The following is a 13,871-nucleotide window of genomic DNA, read 5'->3' on the forward strand; positions in this document are numbered from 1 at the left end:
TGACTCAAAAATCAGTTTCCACAAAGATAAGGGTGGCAGAATGATGATCTGCCACCCTTATCTCGTAACAAAAAGAATGACGCGTTTCACGCCACTCCTACAGGAAAAGCGCATTTATGCGCTGTGAGAGACAAACAAGACCCGCTTTCCTGCTTGAAGGAAGCAGGAAAACTGGCTTTTGTCTCGCCTGAGTAAAGGGCGTGAGAAGATGCGTCATTTTTTTGGAGTCAGCCCGGTCTACTCCTTGAGTCGATGCTTATCGGCTTTTTTTTTAGGGAACAAAATAAATCGAAATCATTACGATTGACGTCAGATAAAAAGTCGGTTACCCTATAAAACGTAACGATTACGTTTTGGAGAGTGAATGATGATGCAACCGATATCGATCACCGTTTTATCCGGTTACTTAGGATCCGGTAAAACGACACTATTGAACCATTTGCTACATAATCGCGAAGGGCGCAGCCTTGCGATCATCGTCAACGACATGAGTGAGGTCAACATTGACGCGGCATTGATTGAGCAAGGCGGATTCTCGCGGACTGAAGAGTCGTTCGTCACGCTCTCGAACGGCTGCATTTGCTGCACATTGCGTGATGATCTGTTGCTTGAAGTCAAACGCCTCGTCGATCAAGGCGATATTGACGGGATCGTCATCGAATCGAGTGGTATCTCGGAACCGATTCCGGTCGCCCAGACCTTCACGTACGAAGATCCGGACAGTGCCATCGACTTATCACAAGTCACGAAAATCAATGCGATGGTCACGGTCATCGATGGGTACCGTTTCCTGAAGGACTTCGAATCCGGTGAGTCGTTGATCGAGCGCAGACAGGCAGTCGATGAGACAGACGTGCGCGAAGTCGTCGATCTACTCGTCGACCAAGTCGAGTTTGCGGACATCATTGTCTTAAATAAAGTCGATCGCCTGACACCGGAAGAACGCCATACCGTCATCGGCTATCTAAAGGCATTGAATCCAGTGGCTCGTCTGATTGAGACGACGTATGGTCAAGTCGATCCGACAGAGATATTAGACGTTGATCTATTTGACTTCGAACAAGCAGCAGCAAGTGCCGGTTGGATCCGCGAGTTGAATGCCGAAGAACATCTTCCGGAAACGGAAGAATACGGGATCAGTTCATTCGTCTACAAACGCGACGTGCCATTCCATCCTGAGCGTTTGCTTGCCTTGATCGAAGATTGGCCGCAAGAAGTCGTCCGGGCGAAAGGATTCTTGTTCCTCGCGACACGTCCTGAGATGGCACTATTGTTCCATCAGGCAGGATATGCGTCGAACATGGAATATGCTGGTCGTTTTGCATCAGATGAGGACCGACGGACCGAACTCGTCTTGATCGGCATCGGACTGGAGCAAGAGAAGCTCGAAGCACTATTCGATGCGTGTCTCGTCCAGGAACACGAAACGGACTGGTCGTCACTGAATGATCCAATCCCTGGTCGCGAGATGTACGAAGAAAACTTTCTATAAGAGGTCAATCTTTTGGGAAACCGTATCTGCGGTTTCTCTTTTTTGTTATATTTTCATAGTGAATGGGGAAAGAATACTAGTGAAGGTATGTTAATTGAAGGAGGAAGGTCTGTGCGTAACCGGATTTTACAATTCGCACTCGTATTTTTAGTCGCCGGTGGCATCATTTGGGGACTATATCAACTCGGCTATTTATTTTATGTCTTAACGATTTCAGCGACGGTCGTGCCGCTCGCCGTCATCATGATCATCTTCATCGAGAACCGGACAGCGGAATCAACGATCGCTTGGTTCCTCGTTCTAATTTTCTTACCGATTCTCGGAGTCATCATCTGGTTGATGTTCGGTCGGAATCCACGGCGTCGCCGCCGGAATCGTCGTTCGCATGACGAACGGAAATTGCTGAAACAAGCGATTCGTCCAGTCCGGTCGCTTGCCGTCAGTGAATTGCCACCGAATCACTTGAAGCTTGCGAACACGATTCGTAACTTCGGTGGGGGCGGGGTGGACGTTCATACAGCAAGTGAGATTTTGACGAACGGGGAAGCGACGTTCCCGGCGATTCTTGACGCAATTCGTCAAGCGAAACATCACGTCCACATCCAGTACTACATCTATCGAAACGATGAGACAGGCAAGGCAATCCGGGAAGCATTGATCGAGCGACTCGAAGCGGGGGTCGAAGTGCGGTTCATGTATGACGGACTTGGAAGCTATATGCTTGGTGAGAATTTCCTACGTCCGTTACGCGACGCTGGGGCACATATCGCAGCCTATGATCCAATCTCGAGTCCCTTATTCATCTTCACGGCGAACTTCCGCAATCACCGGAAAATCGTCGTCGTTGATGGGAAGGTTGGCTTCACCGGTGGACTGAACGTCGGTGATGAGTACGATAGCAAGAGTAAGAAGTTCGGGTTTTGGCGCGATACGCACTTACGGCTCGAAGGACGTGCCGTTAAGGAATTACAAGCGACGTTCCTCGACGACTGGATTTATGCCCAAATCGAATCGGACGACACATGGGAGACGTTTGCGGGGGAAGAGACAATCCACCAGTACTTCCCGAAACATGATGTTGCGTCCGACGGAGCGATTCAAATCGTCACGAGCGGACCGACCTCAAAGGATCCCGCGATTCGCAATGCCTTGATTGCGGCCATCATCTCGGCGCAACGCTCGATCTGGATCGCGACACCGTATTTGATTCCGGACAATGAGACGATGACGTTACTTCGACTTGCTGCACGTGCCGGGCTTGACGTCCGCATCCTGACACCGGGGAAAGGCGATAGCTTTACGTCTTACTACGGCACCCGTTCCTACTTTGGACCACTCCTGAAAGATGGGGTCAAGATTTACACGTACAACCGTCACTTCATCCATGCCAAACTATTTCTCGTCGACGGCAAGATTGGGGCTGTCGGAACGGCAAACATGGACATTCGCAGTTTTGTCCTCAACTATGAGCTAATGGCGTTCCTGTACGATACGGAAAGTGCCGAACAGCTCGAGCGTGACTTCATTGCTGATTTCGACGTCTCGATTCAGTTATCATCGAATGATTACGTCAAACGTCCGCTCCGCTTCCGGATTTTCGAGTCACTTTCGCGCTTGATTTCACCCTTATTATGACGCAACGTCCCGCATCGATTTTCAGGTGCGGGACGTTTTTTTGATTCATTCTTCCTTGAAGTGGGAACATGAACTCTTATACACTAGATGTGTAATCGGTTGCACACTACTTAGCCTGGAAGGAAGTGAAAGGGGCGGAAGTCCCGAATTCGTATGCGAACAATTGATGAATCCCATTTCTACACGCGCGACATGAAACCACAAGCACGACCAGACGCTATCATCCAAGGAGATGTCTACCGTTTCACGGTCTTGACGAGTCGGATGATCCGACTCGAATACGCGGCGGATGGACAATTCGAGGATCGACCGACCCAAACGGTCTTCAATCGTGATTTCCCGGTACCTGCTTATCGCATCGTCGAAAACGAGGAAGAATTGCAAATCATCACCGAGCACGTCCATCTGCATTATACGAAGGGACCGTTCGCTGCGAACACACTTTATATCGATGTCTTAGGGAACTTCAGTACCTATTACAGCCGTTATACGTTCGGCGGACCACTCCGGACATTAAAAGGAACGGCACGGACGCTTGACCACGCGGACGGTGTCATTCCTCTCGAAGAAGGAATTGTCTCACGGCAAGGATACGCGGCGATCGACGATTCGAACGCCTTCGTGCTGACGGAAGACCACTTCGTCGAACCGCGACGCTCCGGTACGCATGACATCTATTACTTCGGATACGGTCACGACTACAAACAGGCACTGCGTGACTTCTACCACCTGACAGGACCGACGCCGATGTTACCGCGTCAGGTACTCGGTAACTGGTGGAGTCGCTACTGGCGTTATAGTGAGAAGGAATACAAAGATTTGATGACACGCTTCAAGACGGAAGATATTCCGTTCTCGGTCAGTGTCATCGACATGGACTGGCACGTCACCGATATTCCGGAACGATACGGGAGCGGTTGGACGGGTTATACGTGGAACCGTGATCTATTCCCGGATCCACGGGGCTTCTTGCAATGGTTGAAGGACGACGACCGGATGGTCACGCTTAACTTGCACCCGGCGGACGGGGTGCGTGGGTTTGAGGAAGCATACGAGGCGATGGCGGTCGCGATGGGCGTTGATCCCGAATCGGATGTTCGGATTCCGTTTGATTTTTCGGACCGGACGTTCATTGAGAACTACTTCACGAAGTTGCATCATCCGCATGAGGCGGATGGGGTCGACTTTTGGTGGATCGACTGGCAGCAGGGCGCGAACTCGAAGATGAAGGGGCTCGATCCGCTCTGGATGCTCAACCATTATCATGCGCTTGATATCGCCCGCAATGGTAATCGACCGTTGATCTTCTCGCGTTACGCGGGTCCCGGAAGTCATCGTTATCCGGTCGGGTTCTCGGGCGATACGATCATCTCGTGGGCATCGCTCCAATTCCAGCCGTATTTCACGGCGACGGCGTCGAACATCGGTTACGGCTGGTGGAGTCATGATATCGGGGGGCACCAGCGCGGGGAAAAAGATGACGAGTTATCGACACGTTGGCTCCAGTACGGTGTCTTTAGTCCGATCATGCGTCTGCATAGTACGATGAGCATCTTCAATGGGAAGGAACCATGGCGCTATTCGACCGATGCGGCGAACGTCATGAAGAAATATTTACGACTCCGGCATCAGCTCGTGCCGTACATCTACACGATGAATGCCCGCAATCACTTTGACGGCTTGCCCCTCGTCTCACCAATGTATTATGAGCATCCAGAAGACGATCAAGCATACAACGTTCCGAATCAGTTCTACTTCGGAACGGAATTGATCGTTGCGCCGATGGTCACACCGATGCACCGGAAACTGCACATGACGGCTGCGACTGCATGGTTGCCAGAAGGGGAATGGTTCGATTTCTTCAATGGGCACCGGTACCGTGGCGGCAAACAGATCCGTCTGTTCCGCTATCTCGAAGACCAAGGCGTACTCGCGAAAGCCGGTGCGATCGTCCCACTCGGTCGTCATCTCGAACATTCGAATGCATTGCATAATCCGGACGATCTCGAAGTCGTCGTCTTCCCGGGAGCATCGAACCGGTTTACGTTGTTTGAAGACGACAGCACTGGGGTCGCACACCGCGACGGCGTCAATGTTGAGACGACATTCGCGCTCGACTGGGAAGCGCGTGAACTGACGATCGCTGCACCGACTGGACATCGTGACTTGCTACCGGAAAATCGGTCGATCATATTGATTTTACGTGGAGTCCGTGAAGGATACGTCCAGCGCGACGGAGAGAGTGTCACCGGTGTCTATGATCATGCGACACAGTCCCTTCGTGTCGAACTGGGTGAAGTGACCGATACGATCACATTGTCGCTTCAAGTCGAGATCTCGACGAACGAGAACAAGATGGACCGGTTGTATGCATTCCTCGATCAAGCGGAAATCAGCTATGATTTGAAGGACCGTTTGTACCGCCTGCTGTCACAAAAGCTCGACCCGGTCAACATGATGCACCAGTTGCAAGCACTCGAACTCGAGAAGGATCTCGTCGATTGTCTGCTTGAGTTGATGTTGTCTTAAACGATTGGATAGGCATGCGAAAAAGCCAGTATTCGTCATCCATATGGACGAGGAATACTGGCTTTCTGGTTGAGGTCAGAACTCTTCGTCTATCTCTTCATCCATCCAAGATAGCAAGTCTTCTGCATCGAGATCGTCACCTTTACTGAGGATCAAGGTCGTGACGTCATCTCGTTTCTGTTCTAACAACTCCGGGTTGTTCGTCAAGACTTCCATGAGGTAATACGCATAAGAGTCGAGGAAATCAGGCTGGTCGTTTCGTTCGATCAGTGTCATGAACGCTTCGATGAGTTCTTCCTGTTCTTCATCGAGAATCATCCAGTGGGAGTATGCGAGAAGTTTTTCGTTTTCGTCATCTCCACGGAGAATGTCCTTGATTTCAGGTAACGTCAGAAATACAACATCCGGCATGACGACTTCCGGAACATCGGTACTCAGCTTCGTTAACCACTCGTCATAGGTCGCCGCGACAAAATAGGTCGTTTCATCCGAAATATCGAGGCACCAGACAGTCGGCTCAGCAGCCTCCATGAAGTGGAAGTACCAAAAATAGCTCCCTTCTCCTTCCGCGAACATCATGACGTTTCCTTCGACATCCCATTCCCTGAGGACCGACAATTCGTCCAGATACCGTTCGAATGTCAATGACGTCATGGAGCGGAGTGGGAGGTGCAATCCGCTTTCTTCGTCCGACCATGTATTCTTGAACTCGACCATCACGGCCATAGCTTCTGGGGCACCACCGTTTTGTTCCCGGATTTGTTCGAGGTAACGGACGGGGAGTGAACCGTTGACGGCTTGCTCGATTCGTTGAATGTCTGTTTCTTTGACTGAAATCATCGTTTCTTCTTGTAACTCTTTATCCCAAAATGGCATCGTATGACCTTCCTTGCTATGTAGTATGTAGACCTAGATTATACGCGAAGCTGATGGAAAATGTTTCAAAAAAAGACCCTATCCGTTATGGAAGGGTCCATTGTGTCATTTACGACGCAACTTTTTCGCTTTTTGTTTCATGTCGTTATACGTGATCATCGGGCTATCGTCCATCGTCAAGCGCAGATGGTTCGGTTCACCTTTGTTCGTGATGCCAGAGCAGTACAAGATGTCGGCATATTCATTGAATAGATCCTCGTAAGCCGGTAAATGGTGCATCAGTCGACCAGGCGATCCCCAGCCACAGAGGACGACGCCATTTTTCGCTTTGACATCGGCAAGTGTCTTCGCGACGAACGCATAGTTCGTCTCATCGAAACTCGCTTGAGCGAATGGCAGATCCTCGCTGACGAGCAGGTCCGGCATCAAACTGATGATGTCATATTGTTTAACGGGATCACTGACATACTTCTTCATCAAATTGTACGCACGTTGTGTCGTCGTTCCGGAGAGAAAGGCGTCCGTCGTCCGTGGTGTGTAGATTAAAGCGGCGACATGCGTTCCTTCTGCGATGTCGTCAAAGATATAGCTGCGTAAATAGCGTTTCGTCTTGTCTCGATCAAACGTCGTCTGGACGCGGATCGACGATTCCTCAATCAAGAGTTCGGAAGAATCGGCTGGTGTCATGGGTGGTGCCTCCTTTTAATTGGTCAAACGTGAGCTGATGCGAAGGAAGAATGCGAGTGTCTTCTTCTTGAGGTCGAGGTCGTTCGCATCGATCGCCTCGACGTGTTGCTGGTAACGATCGTATTGGGCGAGCACGTCAGAAACATATTGTTCACTGCGATTGTATTCAAACAGTGCTGTCGCGAGCGTGTCTCGGTCGGATGTCTTCGTGACATCGTGTTGTTTCAGGTATTTCGCTGCCGTGTGGGCGCTGTCGACGAGACTCGTCGGGTCAGCTTTCCCGTCGCCGTCCGCGTCCACTCCGAGACCACCATATTTCTCGATGGCTTCCGGATCCGTCACGTCGATGCCGTCATGCTCGATGTCACCGAGCGACGTGCCACCTTCGTATCCCCAACCGACCCATGTTTTCGGCATGAATTGGAATGGACCGATAGCGCCGACGGACGATTGCATCGCTGACGAGTTGGAGAAGATCGTCTCGACGCGATGAATGGAGGCGAGCAGCTTCCAGTCGATGCCGTAACGTGCCGCGGCTTGTTCGTAGATGTCGATGTTCTCGGCAGGTACGCCATGCTGTCCATAATACGTACGATACATTTCATTTTGAACACGTTCCCGATTTTGCCAGTAGATGAAGCTACTGACGATGAGGGCGAACAGTACGAACAAGATGCTGATTCGAAAAACTTTTCGCATATTGTTCTCTCCTCTGTTTAGGATTCCACTGAATGGTATCATATTTTAGTAGGGTCTAATAGCACTTTCTGTGACGGGAGTGTGGAATCAAAAAAGGAGTCGAAGTCATGTATCTCTTCGTAAATGGATTTTTACTCGGATTGCTCGTCGTCCTTTCGATCATCGCAGCGGTCCGACCGGTCGATTTGACGATCGTCCCACGCAAGGAATTTTATCCCTCGATGGTCCAGTCGAGTGGTATCTTATGTCTGTTGCTCGTCGGCGGAACGCTGATCAGCGGTACACGGTTGCCAGAAATCGGCTTGACGTTTTTTGTCCCAAGTGGTCCGGTCTGGTACGCGACGATCGGACTGATCGTCCTTCTCTGCTTCGTCTTACTTTTGACGGCGACTGTTCCAGCGTTTCGCAAACGTTTGTTGCCGCTTTATCAAAGTGAGGCGGAGCGACTGATTCTGCCGCGAACGAAAGAGGAGCGGACCGGGTTTCAGATGGTCGCGCTGATGGCAGGGGTGACGGAAGAGTTGATCTATCGCGGTTTTCTCTTTCATGCTCTCGGATTATTTTTACCGTTTTCTAACATCAGTTTCGTCTGGATCGGGGCAATCTTGTTTGGTGTCGCACATCGTTATCAAGGATGGTTTGCGATCCTCGTCACGGGACTGATCGGGGCGGGATTCGGTTACTTGTATCTAGCACTCGAAACACTCTGGCCGTTGATCATCATCCATGTCTTGATCGATCTCGTTGCTGTCTACATTTACAAGGACGATGTTAATTCCTGACATCGTCAAAAAGCGTTGAATTTGTTAGACTGAATGTCAAGCGAAGTCATCATTATAAAATGGTCAAGTTGACGGTTGCAGAACAGGTCAAATGACAGGTAAAATGAGAAGGTAAACGCTTACACATCAAAAGGAGATGGATGAAACCATGCGAACGATCACTTCCACTGGCGAGCGAAAGAAGACGAGTTGGACATTGAATATCGGCAATCAGCCACATTTGATGATGGATGGTGTGACAGAACAAACGCTTGATGCCGAACAACGTGTCGTCTACGACGAATTTTTGATTCCGACGACGGACACTTTGATTCATCGGTTCAAAGCCCGCTTCCCGAACCATCTCTGCGAGAACGGGTATGATGTGTATGGCGCTGCCGCTTTTGACGAACAGGTTGTCGAACTGATCTCCAATTGGTTCATCGAACTGGTCACGGTCTTAACAGCGATGCAGCGGAAGAAAGGCATTCAGCATGTCCAGATTGAAGGCGGTGTCGCAAAACGGACTGACTTCTTACCGACCGTGCGTCGGACATGCCGGGCACTGGAGTCGACGATTGATATTTATTGAAACACCAGTCACGTGTTCAGAGGGGACGTCTATCAGGGCGTCCTCTCTTTTTTTAATCAACGAATCGAGAGAATTCGACGTCGTGAAAACAGCGTGCACTTTTTTGTTCATCTCGAATCGTTTTCCTGGGACAAGCATCGCGCCGCTTCACTTCGTTGCAGGGTCGCTCCTGCTTGTTTTTCCTTAAAAAGCGATTTCGAGTGAACAAAACGTCTCTCTTCTTTCATAAATTAAAAAGCAAAAACGAAGTCGAATACTCGCGGAGTCGGACATGATTGTTCGGCTCCTTTTCATTTTCTGGATGATAGCAGGAAAAAACAGGTTGACGCTAGACTGTATGGCATGTACCATACAGTTAACAGATGTACTATTGTCTTAATACAATGGTGGGAATTGAGGGAGGAAGTCTAATGCTTGAAGTGAAGGGGCTACAAAAGCGATACGGACGAAAAAAGCACGTCTTACGTGACGTGACGTTCTCTGTCGGTCTAAACGAAGTGACATGTCTGATCGGTTTAAACGGGGAAGGAAAGTCAACGATTTTAAAAGCAATTCTCGGTCTGATTCCGGTGGATGCCGGGACAGTGACAGTCGACGGTAAAGCGTCGCGCGACCAGATCGCGTTCGTGCCTGATCTCCAGACGATGCCGAGCTACATGACGATCGGACAAGCGCTCGCATATATGGCAGATCATTATCCGGACTGGAATCAAGAGACAGCGGAACGGTTACTGCAGACGTTCCAGCTGTTTACGACGGATAAAATGGCGAACTTATCAAAAGGGAACAAAGCGAAGTTCAATCTCGTCTTAGGATTCGCCCTCGATCGTCCATACATATTACTCGACGAACCGCTCGCGGGAATCGATTTGTTCATGAAGGAACAGATTGCCTGGATTTTCTCAAGTGAGTTCATGGAAGGACGAAGCATCCTGATGACGACTCACGAAATCGCTGAAGTCGAGCAGGTGATCGACCGAGTGTTGTTCTTACGGGACGGAAAGATCGTTGAAGTCAAAGAGACGGATGAGCTGCGCGGCAGTCATCATCAATCGGTCCAGGACCGGATGCGGGAGGTATATCAAGGATGAAACGTTGGTTGTTATTAACGAATGAAGAACTGAAACGAAGTACGAAATTACTGGTGTTGTTGATTTCAGGCTTGATCGTCGCGGAAATCGCGTCTCTGCTCTATCAAATTTACGATTATCAAAGCACGATCGAGAAAACGATGCGGATTGAACAGATATCAGAAATGGACGCAATTGCGCGAGCAGGTGGTGCGTTGACATTCGCACAGGCAACGGATTTTTACGATTCCATCATTGTATTAGCAATGGGGATGATCATCCTGTTTGCGTTTTGGATTTGGTACCGCGACTGGATAGGTGAGACGAAGTACATCTACAGATTGCTATTGTTACCGGGATCACGCCGGGCGATTTTTGGGTCGAAAATGACGGCACTCTTACTTGTCGTGACTAGTTTGATCGGAATTCAGTGGGGGCTGTTGTTGCTTAGTCGTAATCTCTACTTATGGTTGTTACCAGATGCTCAACAGGTCACAGCCAGCATCAATGAATACTCCATCTATATGAAGTTGTTCTATACGATGTATCCGAGTGATATTTTATTCATCTTACTGATGACATTCATCGTCATCTCGTTCGTCTTCATGACAGTATTACTTGAACGATCGTTCCGAAAGGGAAAAGCGTTCTTGCTCGTCGGATTACATGGGATTGCGTTGATTGGCGGTTATATCATCTTGGGCTTAGCATTGTCAGCTATTTCGAACGATTTGAGTCAACTGCACATGCAATTTTATCTCGGGTACATCGTGCTCTTAACGTTATATGTGTCGTACAAAAATCTGCGGTTAGTCCAGACGCGTCTATCCGTCTAAAGGAGAAATCTCATGAAACGATATCGTCAACTTCTGATCTATGGAGTGATCATTCTCATAACAATCGGAAGCTACATCGGCTACACGCTGTCGATCAAAGGAGCAGACTTTTCGCTCGAGACCGTCAGTGGAAAACCTTCGCAAATCGAAAATTTTAATTTACGTCTTCAGACGAAAGGCATGCGTTCGACGATTTATGATGTCAACGCTAAGGGAGACATCGAAAAACAGTCAAATTCTTACGTCGGACAACTATTCCGTGAAGATAGCATGACGGATTTGCCAGATAAATATTACGAATTCACGACGCATATGGAAACGAATGTAAGTGGAGATGGACAATCAGAGTATGCGATTCAGATCAAACACAATAAACTGCAATTTAAGATGTTTACGTTTAAGACGGAGGAGATGTTCGAGAAAACATTTCAGTATGATACAAAACTTGAGACGGGGATGGACATACAAGCCACTGTCGTCGATAAACAGGCGATGAAGGTCTACATTCAACTCGATCGAGTCGATCAGCCAAGGGAAACGAAACTGCTCGTACTTGATTTAACAGGCGACCGGGTCGAAGAGATTGTTCTTCAAAAGCCAGTAGCGCCTAAACACGCTCGTCAATTTTTAGCGATTCATCAAAATGAGGTCGTCTACACGGAACAACCGTCTGACAGCGATGAGGAGAACACCAAACTATCTTATTTCCTCGATGACGGCAAAAGCGTTCGTTCCATCAAGGAGTTGAATCAACAACAAATCGGTTATACGCCCTATGCGAACGGTCGTTATCTCATCGGCTTCCGCCTGCCGGAAGGGGAGACGAAACGAATCGAATGGTCGATGTTCGACTTGGAAACGAAACGATTATCCGAGCATAGCGTAAGCAGTCCGCTCGTTTTGAAAAAGATTGATTGGTTGGATTCGAAGGACGAGATGCAACTTTATCTCTCTTCCGAGACAAACGATGGATTCCAAGTGTCCGTGATCGATCTGAAGAATGAGCAACTGATGTATCAAGGAGAAATCAAAGATGCGAATCGTAAAAAAGGAACGCGTATCTATGATTTTGCGGTTCAATGATCCACGAAAAAACGCTTCGTCCCGGAAAAACTTATCCGGGACGAAGCGTTTTTTTCGTTTTGACTAGGAATCGATACGTTCTAGGGCGAAAGCATCAAGACGTGAAGTTTTTCTCTGCTGCTTTACAGGCACGCAATAAGGCGTCCTTGAAGAAACGATCTTCCTGCGAAGCGAGTTGTTGTGTCGCTTCCTCGTCTCCGCGCAGTGAGCGGGCGAGCATCTGAATGACCTTGACCCAGCGCCGGACGTGATCAAGTTGCGGACGACCCATCGCGACGTACACTGTGAACCAATCATTCTGATCGCGACGGATCATCCGTTGGAACAGTGATTTCGCGAGATCGACTTCTTCGGTCGTCGGGAGTTCGTTCGTCTCGAAATAACGACGTAACGCGGCAACGGCAGTTGCGTACGCTGCTTTGACGTCGTCTGACGGCTGATGCTTACCGTAGTCGGATGTCGACAGATGAAGTAAGGCAGGTTTTTTCTCGACACCCGTGATCCAGGCAGAGATCGTCTTATTGCCTTTATAGGCTTGACGGTTCGCGACCGGGAGCTTCGCCGTGACGTTTCCGACTTTCCCGATCAAGGTCACTTTGTTGTTGCGATCCTGAATTTCGGTCACTTTCAACTCGACCGTATCACCCATTTCATGAGGAATGGCTTTCGGCTGGAGCTTTTCTCCTGCCGAGAGCGGCGAACGCTTGCGGATCATCCGCAAAGCTTCTTGTTCAATCCGGTCGTCAAGCGACCACAGATGTTCCGGTGGGACGTTGCGGAACCGGCGACGTCGGACCTTGATGTACTGGTCAAGCGCGTCAGCAGCTTGCTCCCGCGTCGATTCACCACGTGCGACGGGGCCGATGATGTCTCGGAGCGTAATGGATTCGAGACGTTCCATGATGCCTTCGAACGGGATGAGTTCCATTACGTAGAGACTACAGACGACGAGTTCGCATTCGCGAGGAGTGAGTGGGCGTTTGGCCATAAATTGACTTCCTTTCAGCTGGTTGATGTTTCTAGTATACCAAAAAAAAGCCATCGTCACGTAATCCCGTGACGATGGACTGAAAAAGCTTACAACACGAATGGCGATTCCGAACTATTTTGCAATTCAGCGGACGCGAGTCGTGTGACACCGTTCATGAACGGGTCATGGGCGACGAACAAGTCACCGATTGCTTTGATCTCAGCCACGGTCGCATTTTCCTTCGCACCAGCGATCCGCAAGCGATACGGTTTTTTTGTCACCGTATCAAATGTCAGGACGATCGTATGTTCCATCAATGGTCACTCCTTTCATGAAATGTAGGGACGAGTTATGCCTTGAGTAGAGCGTAGTCACGGCTGATTTCCGTCAGCGCGTAGCGTCCGTCGAGTAAGCTGCCGACCGCTTGACCGATCGAAGCGACGACGTCTGCTGGAAGATTCGAACGTAAGCCGTTATAGCGGCGGCGAGCAACGACGGCATCACCGTTTGCTGTCACCTTGTCCTTCCGCTCGAAGACGATGACGAGACTCGTCTTGATTTCTTCTGCTTGTGTCATGTGTATCACCTCCTTCGCCCTTATTGACAGGGGAAGAGACCGGATTGTTCGAAAGGAATGAAAA

General features: G+C 49.4%; 14 protein-coding genes. 8 read left to right on the plus strand and 6 right to left on the minus strand.

Going from position 1 to position 13,871, the window contains the following annotated elements:
- Window positions 1-370: 370 nt before the first annotated feature.
- The 3 genes from B3M90_RS13985 (at window position 371) to B3M90_RS13995 (ending at window position 5,656) form a co-directional block, all read left to right on the plus strand.
- Window positions 371-1,492 (plus strand): GTP-binding protein, encoded by a 1,122-nt coding sequence (locus B3M90_RS13985; protein ID WP_290784708.1) that lies wholly within the window; start codon window positions 371-373, stop codon window positions 1,490-1,492.
- A gap of 111 nt (window positions 1,493-1,603) precedes the next feature.
- Entirely contained in the window at window positions 1,604-3,127 is a 1,524-nt protein-coding gene (locus B3M90_RS13990; RefSeq protein ID WP_290784624.1) for a cardiolipin synthase, read from the plus strand.
- 153 nt (window positions 3,128-3,280) lie between these two features.
- The gene (locus tag B3M90_RS13995; protein WP_290784626.1) at window positions 3,281-5,656 is read left to right on the plus strand and encodes a glycoside hydrolase family 31 protein; all 2,376 of its coding nucleotides are present in this window, start codon (window positions 3,281-3,283) and stop codon (window positions 5,654-5,656) included.
- A gap of 75 nt (window positions 5,657-5,731) precedes the next feature.
- Here B3M90_RS13995 and B3M90_RS14000 read toward each other — a convergent pair whose 3' ends face one another.
- The 3 genes from B3M90_RS14000 to B3M90_RS14010 all read right to left on the minus strand — a co-directional run bounded on the left by B3M90_RS14000 (window position 5,732) and on the right by B3M90_RS14010 (window position 7,918).
- On the minus strand, window positions 5,732-6,532 hold the full coding sequence (locus tag B3M90_RS14000) for an SMI1/KNR4 family protein (RefSeq protein ID WP_214729801.1): 801 nt from the start codon (window positions 6,530-6,532) through the stop codon (window positions 5,732-5,734).
- A gap of 105 nt (window positions 6,533-6,637) precedes the next feature.
- Window positions 6,638-7,219 carry a DUF1643 domain-containing protein gene (locus B3M90_RS14005; RefSeq protein WP_214729802.1) on the minus strand — a complete coding sequence of 194 codons (582 nt, stop codon included), beginning with the start codon at window positions 7,217-7,219 and terminating at the stop codon, window positions 6,638-6,640.
- A 15-nt stretch (window positions 7,220-7,234) separates the two neighbouring features.
- Window positions 7,235-7,918 carry a lytic transglycosylase domain-containing protein gene (locus B3M90_RS14010; RefSeq protein ID WP_058704753.1) on the minus strand — a complete coding sequence of 228 codons (684 nt, stop codon included), beginning with the start codon at window positions 7,916-7,918 and terminating at the stop codon, window positions 7,235-7,237.
- Between the two features lie 107 nt (window positions 7,919-8,025).
- On the opposite strand from B3M90_RS14010, the gene B3M90_RS14015 reads away from it, so the two are divergent.
- The 5 genes from B3M90_RS14015 (at window position 8,026) to B3M90_RS14035 (ending at window position 12,260) form a co-directional block, all read left to right on the plus strand.
- The gene (locus tag B3M90_RS14015; protein ID WP_214729803.1) at window positions 8,026-8,700 is read left to right on the plus strand and encodes a CPBP family intramembrane glutamic endopeptidase; all 675 of its coding nucleotides are present in this window, start codon (window positions 8,026-8,028) and stop codon (window positions 8,698-8,700) included.
- Window positions 8,701-8,848: 148 nt separating this feature from the next.
- The gene (locus B3M90_RS14020) at window positions 8,849-9,271 is read left to right on the plus strand and encodes a hypothetical protein (RefSeq protein ID WP_290755701.1); all 423 of its coding nucleotides are present in this window, start codon (window positions 8,849-8,851) and stop codon (window positions 9,269-9,271) included.
- Window positions 9,272-9,681: 410 nt separating this feature from the next.
- Complete coding sequence (locus B3M90_RS14025; RefSeq protein WP_214729804.1) at window positions 9,682-10,362, plus strand: ABC transporter ATP-binding protein; 681 nt, start codon at window positions 9,682-9,684, stop codon at window positions 10,360-10,362.
- Entirely contained in the window at window positions 10,359-11,177 is an 819-nt protein-coding gene (locus tag B3M90_RS14030; protein WP_290784632.1) for a hypothetical protein, read from the plus strand. The genes B3M90_RS14025 and B3M90_RS14030 overlap by 4 nt, the downstream gene beginning before the upstream one ends.
- Window positions 11,178-11,189: 12 nt before the next feature.
- Complete coding sequence (locus B3M90_RS14035; RefSeq protein ID WP_290784634.1) at window positions 11,190-12,260, plus strand: hypothetical protein; 1,071 nt, start codon at window positions 11,190-11,192, stop codon at window positions 12,258-12,260.
- A gap of 94 nt (window positions 12,261-12,354) precedes the next feature.
- On the opposite strand, the gene B3M90_RS14040 is transcribed toward B3M90_RS14035, so the two are convergent.
- The 3 genes from B3M90_RS14040 to B3M90_RS14050 form a co-directional block, all read right to left on the minus strand.
- The gene (locus B3M90_RS14040) at window positions 12,355-13,248 is read right to left on the minus strand and encodes a hypothetical protein (protein WP_035408459.1); all 894 of its coding nucleotides are present in this window, start codon (window positions 13,246-13,248) and stop codon (window positions 12,355-12,357) included.
- 89 nt (window positions 13,249-13,337) lie between these two features.
- Window positions 13,338-13,544, minus strand: coding sequence for a DUF2922 family protein (locus B3M90_RS14045; RefSeq protein ID WP_035408457.1), 207 nt, complete (start codon window positions 13,542-13,544; stop codon window positions 13,338-13,340).
- A 35-nt stretch (window positions 13,545-13,579) separates the two neighbouring features.
- Window positions 13,580-13,807, minus strand: coding sequence for a hypothetical protein (locus B3M90_RS14050; RefSeq protein ID WP_035408455.1), 228 nt, complete (start codon window positions 13,805-13,807; stop codon window positions 13,580-13,582).
- Between the last annotated feature and the right edge of the window lie 64 nt (window positions 13,808-13,871).

The organism is Exiguobacterium sp. UBA6309 (assembly GCF_002439205.1).
GTDB lineage: Bacteria > Bacillota > Bacilli > Exiguobacteriales > Exiguobacteriaceae > Exiguobacterium_A.